General features: G+C 70.6%; 24 protein-coding genes and 1 pseudogene. 5 read left to right on the top strand and 20 right to left on the bottom strand.

Features of this window, described 5'->3' with window-relative positions:
* Positions 1-91 precede the first annotated feature (91 nt).
* Positions 92-520: a hypothetical protein gene (locus tag ACGFY5_RS15820; RefSeq protein WP_392720341.1), complete on the top strand. Its 429-nt coding sequence runs from the start codon at positions 92-94 to the stop codon at positions 518-520.
* 40 nt (positions 521-560) lie between these two features.
* Here the strand turns inward: ACGFY5_RS15820 and ACGFY5_RS15825 are convergent, their stop codons facing one another.
* Together ACGFY5_RS15825 and ACGFY5_RS15830 are read right to left on the bottom strand one after the other, a co-directional pair.
* Positions 561-1424 (bottom strand): VOC family protein, encoded by an 864-nt coding sequence (locus tag ACGFY5_RS15825; protein ID WP_392720342.1) that lies wholly within the window; start codon positions 1422-1424, stop codon positions 561-563.
* Positions 1425-1436: 12 nt separating this feature from the next.
* Complete coding sequence (locus tag ACGFY5_RS15830; protein WP_392720343.1) at positions 1437-1895, bottom strand: hypothetical protein; 459 nt, start codon at positions 1893-1895, stop codon at positions 1437-1439.
* Positions 1896-1998: 103 nt separating this feature from the next.
* On the opposite strand from ACGFY5_RS15830, the gene ACGFY5_RS15835 reads away from it, so the two are divergent.
* Positions 1999-2469 carry a hypothetical protein gene (locus tag ACGFY5_RS15835; RefSeq protein ID WP_392720344.1) on the top strand — a complete coding sequence of 157 codons (471 nt, stop codon included), beginning with the start codon at positions 1999-2001 and terminating at the stop codon, positions 2467-2469.
* Positions 2470-2493: 24 nt separating this feature from the next.
* Here the strand turns inward: ACGFY5_RS15835 and ACGFY5_RS15840 are convergent, their stop codons facing one another.
* The gene (locus ACGFY5_RS15840; RefSeq protein ID WP_392720345.1) at positions 2494-3030 is read right to left on the bottom strand and encodes a flavin reductase family protein; all 537 of its coding nucleotides are present in this window, start codon (positions 3028-3030) and stop codon (positions 2494-2496) included.
* A gap of 4 nt (positions 3031-3034) precedes the next feature.
* Entirely contained in the window at positions 3035-4249 is a 1215-nt protein-coding gene (locus tag ACGFY5_RS15845) for an acyl-CoA dehydrogenase family protein (RefSeq protein WP_392720346.1), read from the bottom strand.
* 121 nt (positions 4250-4370) lie between these two features.
* On the opposite strand from ACGFY5_RS15845, the gene ACGFY5_RS15850 reads away from it, so the two are divergent.
* Genes ACGFY5_RS15850 through dmpG form a run of 3 tightly spaced genes read left to right on the top strand, consistent with a single transcriptional unit; the run spans position 4371 to position 7104 of the window.
* Positions 4371-5171 carry a 2-keto-4-pentenoate hydratase gene (locus ACGFY5_RS15850; RefSeq protein WP_392720347.1) on the top strand — a complete coding sequence of 267 codons (801 nt, stop codon included), beginning with the start codon at positions 4371-4373 and terminating at the stop codon, positions 5169-5171.
* Positions 5168-6097, top strand: coding sequence for an acetaldehyde dehydrogenase (acetylating) (locus ACGFY5_RS15855; RefSeq protein ID WP_392720349.1), 930 nt, complete (start codon positions 5168-5170; stop codon positions 6095-6097). The genes ACGFY5_RS15850 and ACGFY5_RS15855 overlap by 4 nt, the downstream gene beginning before the upstream one ends.
* Entirely contained in the window at positions 6094-7104 is a 1011-nt protein-coding gene (gene dmpG, locus ACGFY5_RS15860) for a 4-hydroxy-2-oxovalerate aldolase (RefSeq protein ID WP_392720350.1), read from the top strand. Before ACGFY5_RS15855 ends, dmpG begins: the two co-directional genes overlap by 4 nt.
* Here dmpG and ACGFY5_RS15865 read toward each other — a convergent pair.
* The 16 genes and pseudogenes from ACGFY5_RS15865 to ACGFY5_RS15940 form a co-directional block, all read right to left on the bottom strand.
* Positions 7092-7787 carry an ABC transporter ATP-binding protein gene (locus ACGFY5_RS15865; protein WP_392720351.1) on the bottom strand — a complete coding sequence of 232 codons (696 nt, stop codon included), beginning with the start codon at positions 7785-7787 and terminating at the stop codon, positions 7092-7094. The genes dmpG and ACGFY5_RS15865 overlap by 13 nt on opposite strands.
* Positions 7784-10522, bottom strand: coding sequence for an ATP-binding cassette domain-containing protein (locus ACGFY5_RS15870; protein ID WP_392720352.1), 2739 nt, complete (start codon positions 10520-10522; stop codon positions 7784-7786). Before ACGFY5_RS15870 ends, ACGFY5_RS15865 begins: the two co-directional genes overlap by 4 nt.
* Positions 10519-11763, bottom strand: coding sequence for an ABC transporter substrate-binding protein (locus ACGFY5_RS15875; RefSeq protein ID WP_392720353.1), 1245 nt, complete (start codon positions 11761-11763; stop codon positions 10519-10521). The genes ACGFY5_RS15870 and ACGFY5_RS15875 overlap by 4 nt, the downstream gene beginning before the upstream one ends.
* A gap of 101 nt (positions 11764-11864) precedes the next feature.
* Positions 11865-13349, bottom strand: a complete 1485-nt coding sequence (locus tag ACGFY5_RS15880) for a class I adenylate-forming enzyme family protein (protein WP_392720354.1) — start codon at positions 13347-13349, stop codon at positions 11865-11867.
* A 3-nt stretch (positions 13350-13352) separates the two neighbouring features.
* Complete coding sequence (locus ACGFY5_RS15885; protein WP_392720356.1) at positions 13353-13655, bottom strand: hypothetical protein; 303 nt, start codon at positions 13653-13655, stop codon at positions 13353-13355.
* 32 nt (positions 13656-13687) lie between these two features.
* A pseudogene (locus tag ACGFY5_RS15890) lies at positions 13688-14278 on the bottom strand (sugar phosphate isomerase/epimerase family protein); the annotation flags it as partial.
* 87 nt (positions 14279-14365) lie between these two features.
* Positions 14366-14581, bottom strand: coding sequence for a hypothetical protein (locus tag ACGFY5_RS15895; protein ID WP_392720357.1), 216 nt, complete (start codon positions 14579-14581; stop codon positions 14366-14368).
* On the bottom strand, positions 14581-15006 hold the full coding sequence (locus ACGFY5_RS15900) for a Zn-ribbon domain-containing OB-fold protein (RefSeq protein ID WP_392720358.1): 426 nt from the start codon (positions 15004-15006) through the stop codon (positions 14581-14583). Before ACGFY5_RS15900 ends, ACGFY5_RS15895 begins: the two co-directional genes overlap by 1 nt.
* On the bottom strand, positions 15003-16199 hold the full coding sequence (locus ACGFY5_RS15905; RefSeq protein ID WP_392720359.1) for a thiolase: 1197 nt from the start codon (positions 16197-16199) through the stop codon (positions 15003-15005). Before ACGFY5_RS15905 ends, ACGFY5_RS15900 begins: the two co-directional genes overlap by 4 nt.
* Entirely contained in the window at positions 16196-17320 is a 1125-nt protein-coding gene (locus tag ACGFY5_RS15910) for an amidohydrolase family protein (RefSeq protein WP_392720360.1), read from the bottom strand. The genes ACGFY5_RS15905 and ACGFY5_RS15910 overlap by 4 nt, the downstream gene beginning before the upstream one ends.
* Positions 17321-17370: 50 nt before the next feature.
* Positions 17371-18348, bottom strand: a complete 978-nt coding sequence (locus tag ACGFY5_RS15915) for a DUF2889 domain-containing protein (protein ID WP_392720361.1) — start codon at positions 18346-18348, stop codon at positions 17371-17373.
* Positions 18345-20819: a CoA transferase gene (locus ACGFY5_RS15920; protein ID WP_392720362.1), complete on the bottom strand. Its 2475-nt coding sequence runs from the start codon at positions 20817-20819 to the stop codon at positions 18345-18347. Before ACGFY5_RS15920 ends, ACGFY5_RS15915 begins: the two co-directional genes overlap by 4 nt.
* Positions 20820-20829: 10 nt before the next feature.
* Positions 20830-21666: an SDR family oxidoreductase gene (locus ACGFY5_RS15925; RefSeq protein WP_392720363.1), complete on the bottom strand. Its 837-nt coding sequence runs from the start codon at positions 21664-21666 to the stop codon at positions 20830-20832.
* Positions 21666-22694: a phosphotransferase family protein gene (locus ACGFY5_RS15930; RefSeq protein WP_392720365.1), complete on the bottom strand. Its 1029-nt coding sequence runs from the start codon at positions 22692-22694 to the stop codon at positions 21666-21668. Before ACGFY5_RS15930 ends, ACGFY5_RS15925 begins: the two co-directional genes overlap by 1 nt.
* Complete coding sequence (locus ACGFY5_RS15935) at positions 22694-23083, bottom strand: MaoC/PaaZ C-terminal domain-containing protein (protein ID WP_392720366.1); 390 nt, start codon at positions 23081-23083, stop codon at positions 22694-22696. The genes ACGFY5_RS15930 and ACGFY5_RS15935 overlap by 1 nt, the downstream gene beginning before the upstream one ends.
* On the bottom strand, positions 23080-23511 hold the full coding sequence (locus ACGFY5_RS15940) for a MaoC family dehydratase N-terminal domain-containing protein (RefSeq protein ID WP_392720368.1): 432 nt from the start codon (positions 23509-23511) through the stop codon (positions 23080-23082). The genes ACGFY5_RS15935 and ACGFY5_RS15940 overlap by 4 nt, the downstream gene beginning before the upstream one ends.
* Positions 23512-23546: the final 35 nt, after the last annotated feature.

Here is a 23546-nt window from a genome sequence, read left to right on the forward strand (position 1 = left end):
TTTTCCAATCGGCGGCCGCGCTCCACCGCTCGTCCCGGTGGACGGAATCGCCGCCGGCGATTCTCCGCGCCGCCGTGCCAGGATGCGAGGGGTGACCACCCTGGACAAGGCCGCGATCGAGCATCGGCTGATCACGATCCGCAAGACCGTCGTGCAGTTGGAGTCGGCCGGCCGGGTGGACGTCTCGCGGCTGGACCAGTACCACGGGCACGGCATCGCGATCGAGCGGATGCTGGCGATCCTCGACGATCTGGCCTTCGCGATCAACCGGCACGTCGCCGTCGTCGTCCTGGGTGAGGCGCCCCCGACGTCCGAGGCCTCGTTCGCCGCGGCGCAGAAGGCCGGTCTGATCGACGAGGAGCTGGCGATCGCGCTCACGCCGGAGGACGGCCCGCACAACGTGCTCGTCCAGCTCTCCCTGGACGCCGAGCCGGGGGCGATCGAAGGCATCGTGGCCGGCGCGATCGCGGCCTACCAGGAGTACGCGCGTCAGGTCGCCGGCTGGACCTCGGCACAGTGAAAGGGGGCTCCCCGGCCGGGGAGCCCCCTTCAGCCGCCGATCAGGCCGGCGGCGGCGTGAACTTGTGCCCCCAGTACGCACCCTCGGTGATCTCGTAGGTCGGCTGCTCGCCCTTGACCCGCAGGCCGCCGAACCCGAACTCGATCGCGTAGCGCTCGGGCGACCACACGTAGAACGACACCATCTCGTCGTTCGTGTGCTTGCCGAGCGAGTTCATCATCGGCACGCCGAGCTCGCCCGCCCGGTCCAGCGCCAGCCCGACGTCGTCCAGGCTGGACGCCTCGACCATCAGGTGGATCAGGCGGCCGGGGCCGGGAGCCGACGTGATGCCGATCGTGTGGTGCCGGTCGTTGGAGCTGAGGAACCAGACCGTCCGCTCGCGGCCGCCCATCGTGTTGCGCTCGTAGAAGCCCAGGACGTTCGTGTAGAACTCCATCAACGCCCGGCCGTCCTCGCCGGTCATGATCACGTGCCCCATGCCCTGGTCGTCGGTGACGAACGAGGTCACGGTCGGGAGCACGACCGGCTTGTGGTCCAGGATCGGCCCGTAGAACAGCTCGATCGGGTTGCCGCCCGGGTCGTCGAACTTCACGAAGCCGGTGACCCGGCGCTCGTCGGCCTCGGCGTGCGTTCCCTCGACGACCTTGATCCCGGACGCCTCGACCGCGCTCGCGACCCGGCGCAGGTCCCGCTCGTTCAGGACCTCCAGGCCCAGGCCGGTCATCTTGCTCTCCGAGCCCGGGGTGACGACGAGCCGCGGTGGGTAGGCGTCCATGCGGTACCGCAGCGACTCGTCGCCTTCGCCGGCTACCGGCATCAGGCCGAGGAAATCACCCGCGAAGGTCTTCCAGGCATCGAGGTCTGACGATTCCAGCCTCAGATAGCCGAGCGAATGAATGGGCATGGATGAGGCTCCTTAACGCCGGATCCAGCGGGGGTCGTCGTGCCAGACCGTTTCGACCAGCGACATCGGCTCGTCCCAGCATTCCGTGTAGGTCACGCCAGTGGGACCCGCGGTGAGGACGTACGGTGTTCCCGCCTCGGCGGTGAAGAACCCACCGGCGGAAACCGATCCGATCCGAGCCCCGTCTTCGGTCTCCACCGTCAGGTCGCCGGAGACGACCAGGATCAACTGCGGCAGATTGTGGTGCCGCTTGGGCACGGTGAAATCGGGCCGGATACGTCGGCCCCGCCATTTGAAAGCGGGTTCGATCTGAGTCGAGGCCCACATCGCACCATCAAAAGTCTTGGCGACGTCGACCGGGGCGGCCGCGAACGTGCCGCCGTCGTTCCAGTAGAAACTCGGGTCGGCCTGGTCGAAGTGGAGTGCTTCCCACCCGGCGTCATCGGCGAGATCGGTGAAGAAGATAGGCACGGAAACATCGTTGGCTCCCGGCCCGACCAGGGTCAAAGCCCGATCCCGCTGGGCGGAACGGGGGCGGGACAGCCCCCGGATTCCCCGGCTTATCCTCCGGGACATGTCGATTGCTCTGGATGATCTGCTGACCGAAGACGGCTGGATTCCGATGCCGCTGAACCAGCAAGACAACCCTACTTATCTGTGGGAAGACGGCCGGCCACTGGCCGACGCGCCGGTGGACTTCGCGGCGACGTTCGGCGAGTCGATGTGGGTGACCACCAAGCCGATCGGTTTAGGCACGTTCAACCGGAATCCGCTGCGGGTCGTGCCGAATTTCATGGTGCCGCGGCACAGTCACAACATCGACGAGACCGTGTTGATCCTCAAGGGCGAATACACGATCGAATTCGGTGATCCGGAGAAGCCCGAGAAGGTGACGGTCGGCGCCGGCAATTTCTTCACCAGCCGGGCCGGCACGCCCTACACGATGACGGCCGGCGACGAGGGCGTCACCTACATCGAGACGTGGGGCGTGCCGGTCGGCAAGCTGAAGACGTTCTGGATGGACTACGGCTGGGTCCACCGCTGAATTCACCGGTTCGCCGGCTGGGCGTCAGCCCCAGCCGGGGAACCAGTCGATCAGCCGCGCTGCGTGAGGCTCGAACCCGCCGTACCCGCCGCGGAAGAACACCAGTGGGTGCTTGTCGGAGACCTTTTGCAGATCGGTGACCGCACCGAGCACCAGCAGGTGGTCGCCCGCCTCGATCACGTCGGCCAGTTCGCACCCGATCCAGGCCACGATGCCGTCGAAGACCGGTGCCCCGGACGAGCCCCGACGCGCCGTCTCGAACCGGTCCGGCACCTTGGTGGCCATCGCGTGGCACAACGCGGACTGATCCGACGCGAGCACGTTCACCACGAAGCGGCCGGCCGCCTGGATCTTGGGGAACGAGGTCGACCCTCGATCGGCCGTGAACAGCACCATCGGCGGATCCAGCGACACCGAGCCGAACGACCCCAGCACCATCCCGACGGGCTCGTCGTCCGGGTCCCGGGCGGTGACGATCACGACCCCGGTGGGTAGGTTGCCGAGCACGTCCCGGAAGTACCGCCCCGGGTGAACGTCCTGCGGAGAACTCGGGAAGACCATCGGCTCAGATCACTCCTCGCAGTGCGTCCGGGAGTTCGACGTCCATCATGAGTAGGGCGGTCGCGTGGTAGACGGGACCGGGCCCGTGGATGAAGTGCTGCAGACCCATGTGCGCGTCGCGCCAGAACCGCTGCAGCGGGTTGTCGCGACGTCCGGCGTTGCCGCCGGATCGCGCGAAGATCTCGTCCACCGCGGCGACCGCGCGCCAGGCACTGCGGACCTGGTTCCGGCGCAGCTCGGCGGTCTGCACCGGGGTCAGCGGGTAGCCGCGGTCGATCCGGTCGTAGGCCTGGCTGACGCCGTCGAGCAGCTGCGCCCGGGAGGCGGCGATGTCGGCGGCGGCCTCGGAGATCGCGTACATCGAGTAGGGGTCGTCCTTGATCCGGACGCCCGCGGCGTTGATGCGGTTGCGCTGGTAGGCCAGGTGCAGTCCCAGGGCACCTTCGGCGATCCCGATGACCGCCGCGGTGATCCCGAGCGGGAAGAGCACCGGGAACGGCAGCCGGTAGAGCGTCCCTTGCCGTCCGACCCGATCGGCGGCGACGCCGGTCGCTACGTCCAGGTGCGCCACGGTCCGGTAGTCCGGCACGAACGCCTCCTTCACGGCGACGGTCTTGCTGCCGGTGCCGTTGAGCCCGATCACGTTCCACGAGTCGTCGACGATCTCGTAGTCGCCGCGGGGCAGCAGGACGTGCCGGTACTCGGGCATCACGGCCGGCCGGCCGTTGCCGTCGCCGGTCAGCGCACCCAGGACGACCCAGTCGGCGTGGTCGGTCCCGGACGAGAACTGCCAGTTGCCGTTCACCACGTACCCACCGTCGACGCGCTCGGCGACACCGCTCGGGGTGTAGGGCGACGCGACCCAGGTGTCCGGGTTCTCGCCCCAGACCTCCTCGCCGACGCGGGGGTCGAGCATGGCCAGCTCCCACGGGTGCACGCCGACGACGCCCGCTACCCAGCCGCTGGCCCCGCACCGCCGGGCCACCTCCATCACGGCCTCGCCGAACGCCCGCGGGTGGGCCTCGTGGCCACCGTGCTCCCGTGGCGCCAGGAGCCGCATCAGCTGCGCCTGCTTCAGCGCCGCGACGCTGCGATCGGACAGCCGGCAGAGTCTCTCCGTCTCGTCGGCCGCGGCCTCGAACTCGTCCGCCACGGACGCCACGCGCGCGAGCGCCGCGCGCACCGAGTCCCCGACACCAGTGGTCGCTTCGATGGACACCAGGCACCTCCAGGTTGGTCCGCGTCATCGTGCGCGGGGTCACGCCGCGGGTGCCCGGCCACGTTCCACTCAACGGGAACGACGACGGACTTCACGCTTCGTCGTCTGTTTCAGTTCGGGCATGACCGACATCGACGTGCTTCACGAAGCCGCAGAGCGGCTCCTGACCGCGGAGCGCGAGCGCCGGCCCGGTTCGCCGGTCCGTGACCTGCTCGGCGACAGCGACATCGCCGCCGCCTATGCCGTGCAGCAACGCGTCATCGCGGCCAAACTGGCCGCCGGTGCCCGCCAGATCGGGCGCAAGATCGGGCTCACGTCCGAGGCCGTGCAGAAGCAGGTCGGCGTCGACCGGCCGGACTTCGGGCTGTTGCTGGACGACATGCTCTACCGGCACGGCGATGCGATCCCGATCAGCCGGCTGCTCCAGCCCCGGGCCGAGGCCGAGATCGCGTTCGTCCTGGCCGAGGACATCGAGGACCCGGACGTGACCCCGGAGTCGCTGACCCGCGCCGTCGCGTACGCGAGCCCGGCGATCGAGGTCGTGGACAGCCGGGTCCGGGACTGGGACATCGTCATCACCGACACCGTGGCCGACAACGCGTCCAGCGGCGTGTTCGTCCTGGGGAGCGCGCAGCTGTCGCTGGAGGAATTCGTTCCGCGGACGGTCACGATGCGGATGCTGAACAACGGGGTGGAGGTGTCCGCCGGAGACGGCACGGCCTGCCTCGGCGACCCGCTGGCCGCGGTGGCCTGGCTGGCCCGCACGGCGATCGAGTTCGGCGCCCCGCTACGCGCGGGCGAAATCGTGCTCTCCGGCGCGCTGGGCCCGCTGGCCCCGGTCGCGGCCGGTGACGAGCTCTCGGTGCTGCTCCGTCCACTCGGCACGGTCAGCGTCACGTTCACAGGAGGCGAGCAGGCATGAGTACGAAGGTCGCCATCATCGGGTCGGGCAACATCGGCACCGACCTGATGTTCAAAATCATCCGCCGGTCGACCGCCCTGGAGATGGGCGCGATGGTCGGCATCGACCCGGAGTCCGACGGCCTGGCCCGGGCGCGACGCATGAAGGTGGCGACGACGTCCGACGGCGTCAAGGGCCTGATCGACCTGCCGGGCTTCAGCGAGATCGAGATCGTGTTCGACGCCACCTCCGCGGGTGGGCACCGGGCGAACGCGGCCGCGCTGGAGCCCTACGGCAAACGGCTGGTGGACCTCACGCCGGCCGCCATCGGCCCGTTCGTCATCCCGGCCGTGAACCTGAACGAGCACCTCGACGCCCCGAACATCAACATGGTGACGTGCGGGGGGCAGGCCACGATCCCGGTCGTCGCCGCCGTCTCCCGGGTCGCCTCGGTCCCCTACGCGGAGATCGTGGCCTCGGTGGCCTCCCGCGGTGCCGGCCCCGGCACCCGGGCGAACATCGACGAGTTCACCGAGACGACCGCTCACGCGGTCGAGAAGGTCGGGGGCGCGGCCCAGGGCAAGGCGATCATCATCCTCAACCCGGCCGAGCCGCCGCTGATCATGCGCGACACGGTCTACTGCCTGGCCGGTGACGCCGACCCCCGCGAGATCGTCGCGTCGGTCGAGCAGATGGTCGGCGAGGTCGCCCGCTACGTCCCGGGCTACCGCCTCAAGCAGGCTGTCCAGGTCACGCCGATCGAACCGTCGAGCGTGAAACCGCTGGTAGACGCCGACGTCCGCTGGAAGGTCAGCACGTTCCTCGAGGTCGAGGGCGCTGCCGACTACCTCCCGGCGTACGCCGGGAACCTCGACATCATGACCTCAGCCGCCCTGCAGGTCGGCGAGCAGGTCGCCGCCCGCCTCGAGTCCGGAGCACGCCTGTGAAGCTCTATGTTCAGGACGTCACCCTGCGGGACGGCATGCACGCCATGCGCCACCGCATCGAGATCGACCCGCTGGTCGCGATCGTCACCGCGCTGGATGCCGCCGGGGTGGACGCGATCGAGGTGACGCACGGCGACGGGCTGTCCGGGTCCAGCCTGAACTACGGCATCGGCAGCCACACCGACTGGGAATGGATCGAGGCCGCCTGCGGGCACATGCCCCGGGCGATCCCGACCAGCCTGCTGCTGCCCGGCGTCGGCACGGTCGAGGACCTCAAACAGGCCGCCTCGCTCGGGATCCGATCGGTCCGGGTCGCGACCCACTGCACCGAGGCCGACGTGTCGGCGCAGCACATCGCGGCCGCGCGCGAGCTCGGGCTGGACGTCGCCGGGTTCCTGATGATGGCCCACCTCGCGCCGCCGGAGAAGCTGGCCGAGCAGGCGCTCCTGATGGAGTCCTACGGCGCGCAATGCGTCTACGTCACCGATTCGGCCGGGGCGCTCACCATGAACGACGTCCGCGACCGGATCCGCGCCTACCGTGCGGTGCTGCGGCCGGAGACCCAGATCGGCATCCACGCCCACCAGAACCTCTCGCTCGCGGTCGCCAACTCGGTCGTCGCGGTCGAGGAGGGCACCTACCGGGTGGACGCGTCGCTGGCCGGGCACGGCGCCGGCGCCGGGAACACGCCGATCGAGGCGTTCGTCGCGGTCGCCGACAAGCTCGGCTGGGAGACCGGATGCTCGGTGTTCGCGCTGCAGGACGCGGCCGACGACCTGGTTCGTCCGCTGCAGGACCGGCCGGTCCGGGTCGACCGGGAGACGCTCACGCTCGGATACGCGGGCGTGTACTCGAGCTTCCTCCGGCACGCCGAGGACGCCGCCCACACGTATGGCGCCGATGCTCGTGACCTGCTCACGGTGGCCGGGGAGCGCAAGCTGGTGGGCGGCCAGGAGGACATGCTCGTCGACATCGCTCTCGACCTGAAGAAGGCTCAACCGAAGTAGGCGGCCTGGGTCTTGTCCGGGTGGGCGAGGAGGTCGGCGGCGTCGCCGTTCACGACCTCCTCGCCGTGGGCGAGGAAGACGGCCCGATCCGCGGTCTCCAGCGCCAGGTGGACGTGCTGCTCGACCAGCACCACCGCGGCCCGGGTCTCGTCCGCGACCCGCCGGATCAGCGGCAGCAGCGCCTCGACGATCACCGGCGCCAGCCCCATGCTCAACTCGTCGATCAGCAACACGGTCGGGTCCTGCATGAGCGCCCGTCCGATCGCGAGCATCTGCTGCTCACCACCGGAAAGAACCCCTGCCGCCACCGACGACCGCCCGGCCAGGGCCGGGAACAAGTCGAAAACCTCGTCGATCTTGATCTTGCTGCGCCCGGCCAGGCGCAGGTTCTCCCGCGTCGTGAGCGTGGTGAACAGCGCGCGATCGTCGGGCACCAGCACCATGCCCCGTCGCACCGCCTGCCGCGGACGGCCGGACTTGAGCGGCACCCCGCCGACCGAGACGGCGCCCGCCCTGCGGTCGAGCAGCCCGGCCAGCGTCAGCAGCGTCGTGGTCTTCCCGGCGCCGTTGGGGCCGAGCAGGGCGAGGATCTCGCCCTCGGCGACGGTCAGGTCGATTCCGCGGACGACCGGCGCGCCGGCGTACCCGGCGGCCAGCCCCTCGCACACCAGAGCAGCGGTCATGCGGGGCTCACCTTCTCGGTCGGGGCCGATGCCAGGGCCGGTTCACTGCTGCCGAGGTACGCCCGGACGACGTCCGGGTTGGCGCGGATCTCGTCCGGTGTGCCGGTCGCGAGCACCCGTCCGAGGTCGAGAACGACGATCCGGTCGCAGACGTCCAGGACGAGCCCCATGTCGTGATCGACCATCACGACCGTCACCCCGGAGTTGCGCACGCCACGGAGCCGGTCACCGAGCCAGCGGCTCTCGGCGCTGTCCAGGCCGGCGGCCGGTTCGTCGAGCAGCAGCACGGCGGGCCGTCCGGCCAGCGCGCGCGCCACCGAGACGAGCTGGCGCTGCCCCTGGGAGAGCTCCTTGACGGTCCGGTCGGCCACGCCGCCGAGGTGCAGCACCTCGAACATCCGGCTCAGGTCGACGTCGGCGCCGGCCGGCGCCGCGTTCGTCCCCACCAGGACGTTCTCCCGCACGGTCAGGTCCTCGTAGAGCTCGACGGCCTGGAACGTCCGGCCGAGGCCGGCCCGGCTGCGCCGGTGCGGCGGCAGGCCGTCCAGAGTGTCGCCCTTCAGCGCTACCGACCCGGTCGAGCGCGCGTAGCCGCTCAGCGCGTCGATCAACGTGGTCTTCCCGGCCCCGTTGGGGCCGATCAGGCCGAGGATCTCACCCTCGTGGGCAGCGAACGTGACACCGTCGAGGGCGACCACCCCGCCGTAGCGCATCCCCACGTCCGACACCGTGAGGACGTCCGGCCCGGGCTCGGGCGGCGGGCCGGGTTTCGCCGAGCCGGAGAGGTCCAGGTCCACCGGCCCCGACGGTGTGCGACGCCGGCGGGCGATCAGCGCGTGCAGCGGCGCCACGATGCCCTCCGGGTTCAGGATCACGGTGACGACCAGCAGTATGCCGCTGAACAACCCGAAGTACTCGCCGAGCCCGAGATAGCGGTCCATCAGCAGGTACAGGATGCCGCCTGCGCCGATGACCCCGGCGTTCACGCCGCCACCGATCGAGGTGACCCCGGCCAGGTAGACGTTCGCGAACAACCCGATGCCGAGCAGCGCGCCGTAGCTCTCGGACGAGGCGAGGTTCTGCTGGTAGGCGAGGAGCGTGCCGCCGAGGCCGGCGATGAACGAGCCGATCGCGAACGCGATCACCTTCACCCGGCGGACGTCGATGCCCGCGGCGGCGGCCGATCGCTCGTTGGCCCGCACCGCCAGCATCGAGGCGCCGAGCCGGCTCCGGCGGAGCCACGCGACGCCCAGCCCGACCAGGAGTGCCACGACCAGGCAGAGCAGCCCGAATGAGATCCGGGGATAGCCGCGGCCGCCACCGATCCCCAGGTCGAGGCCGAACAGGCTCGGATCCGTGACCCGGGCTCCCCCGCTGCCGCCGTTGAGGTCGTTGTTGGTGAACCAGAGTGCTTGGACGGTGACCGCCATGGCCAGCGTCACCACGGCCACGGGTAACCCCCGCAAACGCAGTGCCGGCAACCCGACGACGACGCCGAGCACGGTGGCGGCCAGTGCGGCCAGCAGCGGCGCGATCGGGAACGGGATGTGCAGGCCGTCGGTCAGCCGGCTGAGCGTGAACGCTGCCGCACCGGCCAGCGAGAGCTGGGCCAGCGAGACCTGGCCCGCGAAGCCGGTGACGACGACCTGGGACAGGCTGAGCACCGCGAAGATGAACGTGGTGATGATCGCGGCCCGGACGCTGCCGTGCGTCAGCAGCAGCGCGACGATGCCGGCCAGCGCCGCGACCGTGGCCGGCACGTACAGGTTCCGGGGTCGGGGGGCCTGGCCGAGAGAGGGTGCGGCGACCGAGCCTCGCTGCGGCAGCCGGTCGTGCCGCGCGATCAGCAGCGCGAGGATGATCAGCAGCGTGACCAGTTCGGCGGTGCCCGACGAGGGGAACCAGTCGATCGTGTTCTGCAGGTAGGTCAGCACCGACTGGATCGCGCCGATCGCGAGGCCGGCCGCGACCGTCGGCCCGAGCCGACTGAAACCGCCGACCATTGCGGCGGCCAGCGCGGGCACGATGAACAGCGTGTAGGAGAGCGGGACCAGCGGCACGATCGGCGCGATCAGGATGCCGCTGACGCCGGCGACCACCGTGCTCAGCGCCCAGTTGATGGCCGCGATCCGGTCCGGCGACAGACCGGTGACCAGAGCGCCGCGCTCGGTCTCGGCCACCGCGCGGGTGGCCAGACCGAACCGCGTGTACTTCACAAACGCGCCGAGCGCGAGCGCGATCAGGACGACGATGCCGGCCAGCATCACCCGATCGAGCGGGATCTCCACGTCGCCGACCGTCCACCGCTCCTGGGTGAGGAACGGGTCGACCGAGACCGGATTGGTGCCCACCCGCAGCGCGAGCAGGCTCTGCGCGGCGAGCATCACGCCGATGCTCGCCACCGCCTTGCCGACCGGCGAGGCGGTCCGCACCGGGCGGAACACCAGGACGTAGAGCAGCAGGCCGAGGACCGCGGCCACCAGCAGCGAGATCACCATTGCCGACGCGACCGTCTGCGGCGCACCGACCGAGACCGACTGCGGGAGGCCCGGGATCGGGATCAGCAGCGAGCCGTTACGCAGGTAGGCGAACGTGTACGCGGTGTAGAGCGCGATCGCGCCCGTGCTGAAGTTGACCACCCCGGAGCTGCGGAAGGTCACGACCAGGGACGACCCGAGAGCGGCGAAGACGGCGCCGCTCCCGAGCCCCAGGATCAGGAAGACGACGTAATTCATCGCAGCAGCGAGCTGTCGACGACCTTCGTGCCCTGGATCGTCGAGACGACGCTGGAGCCGCTGCACACCGATGGGAAGCTCGGCAGCGCGGTCCCGTCGCAGGTCATCGTTCCACCGTGGCCGGCGGGCACCGGCACGTTCTTGGCCGCACGGATGGCCTGGTTGATCGATGCGGCGGTGACGTCGCCGGTCACCGCCGACGCACCCCGGATCAGGCCCATCATCGACTGGTAGCCGGGCACGGCCGCACCGGTCGTCTGCGCGCCGGGCGCGTACTTGGCCATGATCGCCCGGTAGATCTTGGCCTCCGGGTCGTCGGTGACGCCGTCACCGGTGGAGAACATCTTCGCCCCGTCCAGGGCCGGGCCGACCGCCTTGAACACCGTCGGGTCGTAGCAGGACTGGATGATCCACTTCTCGGCCTTGCTACCCAGCGCCGTCATCGCCTTGAGGATCGAGGTGCAGAACGTCGCGTCGCCGATCTCGGCGATGGCCTGCGGGTTCGTCTTCAGGCCGGCGGACACCTGCGGGGTGGCGTCCGGGGTGCCCGGGGGAACCGAAACGACGGTGAGCTTGACGCCCTGCTTGGCGAATGCCGGGATACCGATGGCCTTCGCGCCGGTCGTGACCGCGGGCACATCGAACGCGAACATCGTCACGTCCTTCATGTTCTTCTGCTTGGCGTACTGCGCCATGCCGTTGAGGTCGCCGGGGAAGCCCCCCGTCCAGGCGTAGCCGTAGTCCTTGGCGCTGAGCTCGGCGCCCGACGCCGCGTTGTAGGAGACGTAGGGGATCTTGGCCTTCTGGATGATCGGCGCCATCACCGAGCCGAAGCCGGTATCGGAGACGACGACCGCGGCCACGCCCTTCTCAACCATCTGGTTGGCGCAGTCCGCGGCCGAGGCCGGCTCTTCCTTCTGCTTGCAGATGATCAGATCGATCGGGTGTCCACCGAGGCCGCCCAGGTTGGCGTTGGCGTACTCGACGACCGCAGTAGCCGCGACCCGACCCTCGGGCTGCGAGACCGACGCACCGTTCTCGTTGTTGATCAGGCCGATCTTGACCGGGGAGCCGCTGGCCTTCTTGCCCGCGAACGTGCCGTCCGGGGCGTCGGCGATGGCCTGCGAGGTGGAGCCGGTACTCAGGTCGTTGTCGCTGGTCGACGATCTGGATTTGTCGGCACAGGCCGTCGCGGTCGCTAGCACCAACGCGAGTGCGACGGCGGCAGGGATGACGCGCATGGATGATCCTCTTCTCGACGGCGAGATGTGATCGAGCCCACTTAGTTAACTGTTTAGGCGAACATAAGACCGTCGATAAACTGTGTCAATAAGTAAACTGATTAAGCGGATTTTTCGCCAAGCAGGCGCTGGAGCACGGTTCGGCGAATCAACTTGCCGGTCTCGGTCCGCGGCAGTTCGGGCCAGAACCAGATCTCCTCGGGGGTCTTGCTCGATCGCAGCGAGGCGCGGGCGAACGCCCGGAGATCCTCGGGCTCCACGCCCCACGCTCCGGTCACGACGACGGCGCCGATCCGCTGGCCCCACACCTCGTCCGGCAGGCCCACCACGACCGCGTCCTGCACGGCCGGATGCCGGAGGAGGACGTCCTCGATCTCGGCCGGGGCGATGTTCTCCGCACCCCGGATGATCGTGTCGTCGGCGCGGCCACCGATGAACAGGTAGCCCTCGTCGTCCAGATAACCCTCGTCGCGGGTGTCGAAGAACCCACGCTCGTCGACCATCCGGCCCACCCCGGCGTACTCGGCGGAGACCTGGTCGCCGCGAACACAGATCCGTCCGGGCACTCCCGGCGGGACGACCTCGCCGGACGCACCCCGGATCTCGATCTCGACGCCCGGAACCGGCCGCCCGACGGAGGACAGCCGGGCCCGCGCTGCGTCGTCGGTGGATGCCGCCGCCGCACGGTGGTCATCCGGGCCGAGCAGCGCGATCGTCGAGCTGGTCTCGGTGAGGCCGTAGGCGTTCACGAAGCCGACGTCCGGCCAGAGCTCGAGCGCGCGCTCGATCAGGCTGGACGGCATCGGCGCTCCCCCGTAGGCGAGCGAGCGCAGGGTCGGTATCCCCGGCGAAGCCCCGGACTCGACGATCCGGGCCAGCATCGTGGGCACGATCAGCGCGTTCGTGACGCCTTCGTCCCGCACCGTGCCGAGCCAGTCAGCCGGGGAGAACGTCTCCAGCGTGATCGTCCGGCGGCCGGCGTAGAGGTTCGTGATCACGTTCGCGACCGCCGCGATGTGGTATGGCGGCACGGCCACCAACGCGGCGTCGTCCTCCCCCGCGGCGCCGAACTCGACGGTCTGGAGTACGTACGAGACGAGGTTGCCGTGCCGGAGGAGGACGCCCTTCGGCTCGGACGTGGTACCGCTGGTGTAGATGATGACGGCCGGGCCGTCGGCCGGTTCCTCCAGCTCGGGGGCGTCGTTCTCGGTGAGCCTCAGCCAGCCGTCGGGGGTCAGGCCGTCGATCCCGGCGGCCGCGAGCCGGCCGAGGCCGGGAGTGTCGGCGATACCCAGCGCTTTCGGGTGCTTGGCCAGCAGCCCGTCGAGTTGTGCGCTGCCGAGGCGATAGTTGAGCGGCACGAGTGGCACGCCCGCGTACGCGGCGGCGAACAGCGCGACCGGGAACGCCGGGCCGTTCAGTCCGAGGTAGACGATCGCGTCGGCACCGCGTTCCCGGATCACCGCCGCGCCGGCGCGAGCCCGCGCGGCCAGGTCCGCCGCGGTGATCCCCTCCGCCCGGCGGCCGATCAGCGTGCGCTCGCCGAACCCGTCCGCCGCCATCTCGAGCAGCAAGGTCAGGCGCACGGCTCAGTCCGAGGCCGGAAGCGGGCGGGCACCCTGGATCGACAGCGGGCGGCCGTCGAGCGCCAGGCTGCCCTCACCGCCGGTCAAGCACAGCACCTCGATCGAGTTCGCCTCGTCCGAGTAGCGCTTGCCGAGCTGGGTTCCGCCCAGCTGGGCCGGGTCCGCGGTGGCGGCCTCGTCGGCTGCACCCTTCTCCAGCATCGGCGCACCACCGCAGGTCAGCACGCCGTCGCCGGACGACGCGCGCATGACCAGCACGGACGTGTTGTCGACGGCGCTCAGCAACGTCAATCCCACTCGAAGCATGTCGCTACCCTTCCTAGTTGGAGTCCGGCTACTCAGCCGAGCCCGGCCGCGGCGAGGACCGGGCCGGCGGCGGCCACGGCGCGGCGGATGACCGGCTCGTAGCCCTCCCGCTCGGCGAGCGGGCCGATCAGCTCCAGCTCGATCGGCTCGGCGTACCCGGTCTCCCGGACGTAACCGAGCAGTCGTGCCAGTGGCAGTTCACCTTCGCCGAATGGCACCCGGCCGACCGGTTCCGGTTCGTCCGGGCCGGTGATCGTGCCGATCGTGACGTCGGCGACCTGGACGAGCGCGATCCGCGGCGCCGCCCGGAGCAGTGCTGCCTCCAGATCCCGCTCCATCCAGGTGTTGCAGAGGTCGGCGACCACGCCGACCCCGGTGCGCTCGGCCACGTCCACCGCGTCGCGGGTCGTGGTCACGAACGAGACGTCGACCCGGGTGGTCGGTTCGATCGCCAGCCGGACACCGCGTTCGCCGGCGTACTCGACGCTCGGCCCGATCGCCCGCGCGAACGTCTCGAGCACGTCGTCCCAGACCTCGCCGGTGGTGCGACCGGTCGTCAGGTACACCGACCAGCCACCGTGGTCGGCGACCGCGTCGACGATCCGGTGCAGGTATCGGCGGGTGGCCTCCCAGCCCGGACCAGAGCTTCACGTCCTGGTCGAACGACCAGCGCACCGAGCTGAGCGCGCTGACCGAGAGCCGGGCCCCAGTCACGCCGGGACGCTGCCGGTGTGCACTCTGGCCAGGTGCAGCCCGGCCTCCTGCGACGGCGCCTCGATCGCCCATTCACCGCACGAGCACCAGGCCCGGTAGTGATCTCCGTCGGGCACGATCGCCTGGCCGTCGCAGGAGCCCCCGCTGTTGGCGATGCTGGTCAGGAACTCGAGCGGCTTCTCCTCGAGTGCGCTCTCGTAGTCGTCAGCCATCAGTTCCCCTCGGGTCGGAACACGGGAAGCAGCCATCCGTCGGAGATGGGATGGAAGTCCACCACCAGCGACAGGCCGATCCGCACGTCGTCCGGTTCGACGTCGATCACGTTGCTGACCAGGCGCGCGCCGGGCGCGTCCGGCAGATCGACGACGGCGGGCACCAGCGTGACGTCCGGGAGACCGGGGAAGCCGTGAACCACGGCGAAGCTGTAGACGGTCCCCGTCCCCACGAGCGGAACCCAGTCGACGGCGCGGGACCGGCACTCCGGGCAGAACGGGGTCGGCGGCAGCCGGAACGTGCCGCACTCGCCGCACTGCGGCGCCACCAGGCTCCGTTCGCGGGCCGCGACCCAGAACGGTTCGGTCGCCTCGTCGGTCGAGATGCGGACGCGGTCGGCGGGCAGCACGGTCGCGAGGCTCATGAGTCCCGCCCCAGGATCAGGCCGCTGACCGGCAGGCTGGCCGGTCCCCCGGTGACCAACGCGAGCTCGGCCTCGGCCACCTGGTTGATCGCCGCGCCCCGCATCTGCTCGACGCCTTCCAGGATGTGGGTCATCCCGATCACGTAGGCCTCCGAGAGCTGGCCGCCGTGCGTGTTGACCGGGATGTGCCCGGCCGGCGGTTTCGGGTCGTACCGGATCGCGCCGCTCTCCACGAAGGCGCCACCCTCGCCCTTGGCGCAGAAGCCGTAGTCCTCGATCTGCATCAGCACCATGGGGGTGAAGTGGTCGTAGATCAGCGCGACGTCGATGTCCTGCGGGGTGACGCCGGCCTGCCGGTAGAGGCGGTCGGCGATCGGCTTGTGCCCGGAGGAAGCGAACACCTCGTCGGGCATGCCGAACCAGGAGAAGCCACGGCCCCACTCGCGGGTGCCGCCGTGGGCGACCGCGACCACCGGAACCGGCGGCTGCCGCAGGTCGCGGGCGCGCTCGATCGACGTGGTGAGCACCGCGACCGCGCCCTCGGTCTCCAGGCAGAAGTCGTAGACGCAGAGCGGCTCGGCGATCATCCGGCCGGCGAAGTACTCCTCGCGGGTCAGCGGCGCCTTCTGGATCGCCTTCGGGCGGTTCAGCGCGTTCTGCCGGGTGGAGATCGCGATCTCGGCGAACGCCTCCCTCGTGGTGCCGTACTGGTGCATGTGCCTGCGGGCGAGCACCGACATCAGGTGCCCCGGCCCGGCCAGACCCGAGGGCTGCACGAACGAGCCGGCCGGGGTCGGCGGCTTACTCGCCACTACCGTGCCCAGTCGCTGTTTCTGCTGCTGCAGGGCCATCACCGTGACGACGACCGACGCGTCGCCGGCGAGGATCGCCGCGCGGGCCAGGCCGATCGCCCCGGCCGAGCCGCCGCCGCCGTTGGTGAGCGTGGCCGAGAAGCCGATCTCGGGGATGCCGAGCGTCTCCATGAAGTCGACCGACTCCATCTTGTCGCCGTACCCGGCCCCGGCCCCGGAGTAGAACGCGAACCCGTCGATGTCGGTGGCGCTCAGCCCGGCGTCGGCACACGCCGCGAGGATGGCCTCGCCGGCCAGTTCGGTGATGCTGCGCCCGGCGGAGCCGCCGCGCTTGTAGTAGTCGGTCGCGCCGACGCCGACGATCGCGGTGTCGCGGCTCAACTCTGGTCCGCCGGGATCGGCGGCACCGAGGGGAACAGTTCGAAGAACGCGCCCTGGGTGATCCGCAGCCGGGTCTCGTCGGACACGCCGTGGAACAGCGACTTGAGGGTGTCCTGGGTGTGGCCGTAGGTGCCTTCCATGTGCGGGTAGTCCGACCCGAACATCACGTTGCGGTAGCCCATCGCGTCGAACGCGGCGACCGCGGTCTCGTCGTGCTGGAACGACGCGTAGACCTGCGTCATCAGCGTCTCTTTCGGGTCGCGCGTGAGCTTGGGCCGCACGGCCATCGCGTGCTGCCGGTAGCCCTCGAGCATGCGGTCACCGAGGAACGGGATCCAGGTCGCGCCGCCCTCGGAGATCAGCACCTTCAGGTCCGGGTGCCGGTCGAGCGCGCCCGACGCGACGAGCTTCATCGCCGCCCGCTGCCCGGAGAACGTGGTCTCGGTGTAGTTCATGACCGCGCCGCCCGGCCCCCGGTACACGACGCCGGCGCCGCCGGCCGTCATGTCGACCGGGTCGGTGCCGATGTGGAAGGCCAGCACGATCCGCGCGCGCTCGGCGGCGTCCCAGAACGGCTCCCACTCCTTGCGGTGCCAGTCGGGGGCGCTGGGGTGCGGTGTCGTCGGCAGGAACACGGCCTGGAACCCGTTCTCGGCCGCCCACTCCAGCTCGGAGACGGCGTCCTCGACCCGGAGCGTGGAGACCTGCGCGGTGACCACGTAGCGGTCGGACACCGCGGCGACCTCTTCCAGCGCCCACTCGTTGCTCGCGTGCAGGCAGGCCTTGAGCAGGCTCGGCGTGCGGAACGTCGAGGACCACATGCCAAGCGACGGGAAGATCACCTCGCCCCAGACGCCTTCCTGGTCCAGGTCGCGCAGGCGGGCCTGGGCGTCGCGGATGCCCTGGGCCTTGCGCGTCTCCTCCAGGAACTCCACCGCCGCCGAGGTCGGCAGCTTGCGCCGGAACGATTGGCCGTCGACGTGCACGGTCTCGTATTCGCCGTCCGGGTCCTTCTCGGACTTGGGAGTCAGGTCGGCCAGCTTCTTGGGCAGCCGGGTCTCCCACAGGTCGGCCGGCTCGAGGAAGTGCGAGTCCCCGGAGTTGGTCCACATCTTCGACATCTCTCGGATCCTCCTCGGCGTGGAATACGTCGACTAAATCACTAACTGATTTAACTGTCTAGGGTGCGTTGCAGGACCGGGACGTCCGCGAGGGAACGCAGCATGTCGTTGAGGTGGGTGCAGCCGGCTGCACCGGCCAGGTCGCGCAGCACGGTCGTCCGCAGCTCAGCCAGCTCGCGTCCGATGAGGTCTCCGGTCCGCGGGACCGCGAGCGGGCACTCCAGGTAGGGCAGCACCCGCGCAATCGGGTGGACGCTACGGAGGACGCCGTTCGTGGCTTCGGCGGTGAGCTGGTATTCGTGGATCGCCTGGCGGCCGCCGGTGGGGAGGGTGGAGGAGTCCTGGAAGAAGGCGTCTATTTCGGTGGCGTTCCAGACGTCGGTGCGGCGGGCCCGGCGCATGGCGATGCCGGTGGGGTTTCGTAGTTCGTGCCAGGCTTCGGGGTCGCCGACGTCGTCGAGGGGGCGGGCGGGTTCGCGGCGCTGGTTGTCCCAGCGCAGTGTGCCGTCGGGGTGCAGGGCCTCGGAGCCGTCCTGATAGCCACTGCAGACGTCGCGCATGATCCGTTGGCGGACGTCGAGTTTGGCGTTCAGGTACTCGTCCAGGCCGAGCCAGGACTGGAAGGCGGCTTGGGAGACGAGCGTCGCGCCCGGCAGGTCGTCGAGCAGGAGATGTAACGGGGAGCCGTCGGCGGTGGTGAGCCCGGCCAGGCGGCGGCGGTGGCCGCCCATGGCGGATTCGCCGACGAGTTCGGTGAGTCGCGGAAGTTCCGGCGAGGATTCGATCTGCAGGATCCGCCGCTTTTCGTCGAGCCGCGCGTGCAGGACAGCCTCGGCGGTCACTGTGATGGTGCCGTCGTCCCGGGTGAGGAGGTCGCGGGCTCGGCCCTCGAGGATCGTTTCGCCGCCCAGGCCGTCCGGGAACGTGGCGTCGATCGTGCTCGTGCGGCGGATCGAGCCGCGGCGCCGGGGCGGGGCGGAGGGCCCTGGGCCTCTCGTGGCGAGCTCGGCGGGGACATGGACGCTCACGAGATGACTTTCTGCTCGCGGAGTTCGGCGATTCGGGCCTCGCTGTAGCCGCTTTCGCGCAGAATCTGGTCGGTGTGCTGGCCGAGCGTGCAGCCGGCGTCGGGCTTCGTGCGCGATCGGGAGAATCGGTTCAGCGGCGCGAGCCGCCGGTGTTCCCCGAAGATCGGGCTGACCGCGTCGGCCGTGTAGCCCGCGGCGGCGAACTCGTCGCTCTGCATGTGCCGCTCGGCCGGCTCCTGCGCCACCACCACGCACCCCAGATCCCGCGCGCTGAGCTCGGCCTCCCAGTGGCCTTTGGGTTGCGTGGCGAAGATCCCGCTGAGCACGTCGCCGAGCTCGCCGGCGTGTGCGGCGCGCGACTCCGCCGTGGCGAAGCGCGCGTCGTCGAGGCCGGGGGCGCCGCCGGACACCGCACCGCCGCCGGCGACGGACGGCGTGCCGAGCGTCGCGACGAGGCAGGCCCAGTCGGTGGGGGCGTCGGCGGCGAGGAAGATCCAGCCGTCGGCGGCCCGGTACATGCGGTGCAGCGGGCCGGTGCCGAGCAGGTCGGGGTCGGCGGCCGGTGAGTCCGGGCGCCCCGCGTACCGGGTGTTGTACGAGATCAGCGCCTGGCTCGCGGAGCCGAGCATCGTCACGCCGAAGTCGGTGTAGGAGATGCCCCGCCGTTTGGCGTACAGGCCGAGGATCAGCGCGGAGGCGACCCCCATCGCCGCCAGCCCGTCGGCCTGCACGGCCGGAACCGCTCCCCCGGCGTAGAGCTTGCGGGCCCGGGCCCGCAGATCCTCCCGGTCGGCGGGTTTGTCGGCCCGGACCTGAGCGTCGACGAGGGCGACGCCGCTCGCCGCGCCGATCGAGGGCGCGTACGCCGGTTTGCGGCCGTACGGGCCGCCGAGGCCGTACCCGGTGGCGTTCACGTAGACCAGGTCCGGGTTGATCGCCTTGAGCGAGGCCTCGTCGACCCCCAGCCGGGCCGCCACCCCACCGCGGAAGCACTGGAGCACCGCGTCGCAACGGGCCGCGATGCCGTAAAGGACCCGAAGCCCCTCCGGGGTCCGGAGGTCGAGCGCGACGCTCTCCTTGCCCTGCAGAACCTTGGCCCCGCCGGCCTCGGGGTAGGCGAGGATGTTGCGGATGAGGTCGCCGTCGAGCGGCTCGATCTTGATCACCCGCGCCCCCAGGTCGGTGAGCACGGTCGCGCCGTACGGCCCGGCGAACATCGCCCCGAGCTCCAGAATCGTGACGCCGGAGAGCGGATGCCCGGCATCCGCCTGCGCACGGATGTCCGGAGTCTCGATCGGGCCGGTGGCCAGTTGCCGGAGCTCTGCGGTGTGTTCGCCCGGGCGGGGGGCGCGGCGGAGCCCGGTCAGGGGGCCTTCGGCGGTGTGCACGAGGGTCGACGGTTGGCGGATCGGGCCCAGGTCCGGGTCGTCGATCGTCACCACGCGGCCCTCGGCCACGATCTGGGGGTGCTCCAACGCCTGGTCCGGGGTCCGGAACTGCTCACCGAAGACGTCCGGGTTCCGGGCGAACGTCGCGTCCCACTCCGCCCTGGTCCGCTCCCCGACCCGGCTGAGCATCTTGTCCCACCACTCGGTCCGCAGCTCCGGCGTCGGCAGCATCGGATATCCGGCCCACTTCGGGTCCGCGACCTCCTCGGCCAGCCCGAGCTCCGCCAGCTGTGCCTGCTGGAGGCGCGGCGCCGACTGCGCGAACTGCAGCCAGACCCCGTCGGCGGTCGGCGCGATCAGTAAGGCGTACAGCAGCTTCGTCTGCGGCCGGCCATCGTCGTCGAAGCCCGCGTCGGCCGGCCGGAACGCACCCGGATACCGCTTGAGCACGAGCTCGTAGAACCAGTTGTAGGCGTCGAGGGCCCCGACCGCGGTGACCAGATCGGATTCGACGAGTTGCCCGCGGCCGCTGCGGTCGCGCTCGATCAGCGCGGCGAGAATCCCCTGCGCGGCGGCGTGCGCGGCCGAGAACGACCCGTACGGCACCGTCACGAACGCCGGTTCCGGTCCGGTCGTCAGCTGACGCTTGGAGTGGAAGACGCCGGTTTTCGCGAACACCAGCGACTCGTCGCTCCGGTAGTGCGCCCACGGCCCGGAGGTACCCCAGCCGGTGATCAGCGCTGCGACCAGCCGTGGGTACCGCTCGGCGAGCCGGTCCGCGGTGTATCCGGCCCGCTGGGCCTCGGCCGGTGACATCGTCGCGACGGCCACGTCGGCCCGCGCCAGCAACCCGTCGAGGACGTGGCCGTCCGAATCGAGATCCAGCGTGATGCTGCGCTTGCCGCGGAGCAGACCCGGCCAGCCCGGGTTCTTCCGCAGCACGCTGCCGCCGGGTGGCTCGACGAACACGACGTCGGCGCCGGAGTCGGCGAGGAACTGGGTCGCCTGGGCACCGGCCAGCGTGGTCGAGAGGTCGATCACGACGAGCCCGGCCAGCGGGCCTGTGCCAGCGGTATCGGTCATGACAGCCCCGTCAGAAGTTCTTGGTCGCCGCGGTCAGGCCGCCGTCGACCAGGAGGTCAGTGCCGGTGATGTACGACGCGCGATCCGAGGTGAGGAACTCGATCGCGTCAGCGGTCTCGACCATCGTTCCCTCGCGCCCCATCGGCGAACGGCCGAGCAGGTCGAGCTTGATCTGCCGGCTCGGGCCCTGCAGCTCGGCCGCGCCCATCGGGGTGTCGATCGGCCCGGGTGACATCGACACGATCCGAGCGCCCTTCGCGCCCCACTCCGCCGCCCGGCGCCGGCACATCCGGTTGAGTGCGTACTTCGACAGCCGGTAAGCCTGCAGCGGCGTGTGCTCAGCGACCAGTTCCTCCAGCCGGGTCAGAAACTCCGGTGCCAGCGGGTCGTCGAGCACCTCGACGACTGCAGGGTCCGGCGGCTGCGCGAGGTGCCCGGCGCTGGAGGAGACGAACACCGCCGCCGTGCCCGGCCCGGCCAGGTCCAGCGTGTTCCGCTCCATGAGCGTGGCGCCGACCAGGTTCACCCGCAGCAGCGCCCGCCAGTCCCCGCCCGACGGCGAGAGTGCGGCGACGTGCGCGAGCGTCCGCAGCCGGCCCCGGTCGGCCACCGTCTTCATCAGCGCCGCGACGGCCGCTGGATCCGTGATGTCACAGCTCACGACCTCGGCGTCGATCCCGTCGGCGCGCAGGGAGGCCGCCCGCTCCGGGTTCTTGGACGCGGACTGGCTGGCCACGACGAGCCGGTGGGACTGGCCCAGCCGGCGCGCGGCGGACATACCCATGCCCCCGCCGCCGATGACCAAGGCGACCGGCAGATCGGGGCGCTCACTCGTTCCGGTACGCATCAGCGGCCCACCATCTCCAGTACCTCCTCGACGAGATCCGGCAGTACCGGGCCCATCCGGGCCATTGCCGGGTTCACCTGAAAGCCGTGCTTGGCCGCGCGTTTGAGCAGCAGACCGGTGGCCGCGGCCTCCTTGTAGCGGGTGAGCGCGTGGAACCACTCCAGGTCAGGCACGGTCACTCCGCGGTGCCGTTCGTACTCGCGGACCAGCTCGGCCTGGGTCGGCGTGCCCGCCGGCGGCCCGGGCTCGGCCGCCAGGTGGCCGGCGTCGTCGGTGAAGAACAGGAACCAGGTCAGGTCGACGCGGGGGTCGCCGACCGACCAGATCTCCCAGTCGATGATCGCCTCGAGCCGGTCGGCCTCGCAGAGTGTGTTGCCCAGCCGGTAGTCGCCGTGGGTGAGTACCGGAGGAAGCGGCTCGGGAACGGTCGCTAGAAGCGCGTCGCCGGCGCGTTCGAAGTTTCCCTGCATCTCCGGGGGAAGCGTCCCGAACGCTCGCGTCCACCGACCGATCTCGGTCCGGAGATCGATCACCGGTTCGTCGCCGGCGCCGACCGATGCGGGGGTGATCTCGTGCAGATCGCCCAGCGCCCGGGCCGCGGCCAGGTAGCGGTCCCGCACCACGCCGGGTGCGGGGCGCTCGTCCACCGGCCGGAGGATCGGCTCGACGCACTCCCCCGGGACGAAGTTCATGGCCATGAACGGCGGCGCACCGGCGTCGGTGAACAGGACGGCCGGTGCCGGCGGCCGCCCCGCCGCGCGTAACGCGGCCTGCAGGCGGGCCTGCCGCAGCACGTCGCGGTTGCGGACCGGCTCCAGTCCCGGCGGAGCGACCTTCAGCACGATCGGGGTCTCGTTCTCCGCCACGCCACCCAGGTCGACCAGGAACGTGAGGCTCGAGTTGCCGCCGGTCAGCGGGCGGACGTCGAGCACCTTGGCGTCGGGGCGCCAGCCCTGCAGCGGAACCACCATCCGCTCGGTCAGGTCGGCGAGCAGTGCGGGGTCGGCGTACGCCTGGCGAACCGCCATCAGCCGGCCACCGCGAACTCCGCCGTGCCGTCGACCACCAGCGCGCCGTCGTCGTCGCGCATGCGGACGGCGAGTTCGACACGTCGCTCGTGATCCTGGTCGAAGTACCGCACCACCTCGGCCGACGCGGTCAGCTCCGCGCCCCGGTAGACGACTTTCGTGAACCGCGTGCGGAAGCGCCGGACGTTCTCCTCGCCGAGGTGCTCGGTGCAGTAGGTGGCCAGCCACCCGGCCGCGAGCATCCCCACGCTGAACGCCGCGGGGTAGCCCGACGCCCGGGCCTGCTCGTCGTCGTGGTGCATCGGGTTGAGGTCACCGCTGGCGCCTTGGTATCGGACGATGTCGGTCATCGTGATCGGTCCGAACGTCCGCTCGGGGAGATCGGTCATGACTTCTCCTTCCGGAGGTAGGCCGAGGTGTAGAGACATTCCGCGCGAAGCTCCCCGTCGTCGTCGTGGAACGACACGACGAACCGGACCATCACCATCGGACCCTGCCGGGTCTGCTTCACCCGGACGTCTCGCAGGCGCTCTGAGGCGTACAGCGATTCCCCCGCGCGCGGGGGAGGACCGGGGAAGACGTACTCCTGCTCCAGCGAGAGCAGTGTGCCGTAGCCGGGCTCGATTCCGGCCTCGGCGCAGGCCTCGGCCACCTCCGGGGCCCGCAGCGTGCGGCCGATGGTGGTCCAGTACACGACCGTCGAAAGGAATGTCGGCGGGATCGGCGCTTTCGGATCGTCGAGGTAGACGGGACGGTCCGCGCCGGTTGCCCGGGCGTACTCCCGCACCTTGCCCCACTCGATCGGCATGACCGCCATCGGCCACTCCTCGGCTCGTCGCTGCGCTTCCCACG

The organism is Cryptosporangium sp. NPDC048952 (assembly GCF_043197895.1).
In the GTDB taxonomy this organism is placed as follows: domain Bacteria; phylum Actinomycetota; class Actinomycetes; order Mycobacteriales; family Cryptosporangiaceae; genus Cryptosporangium.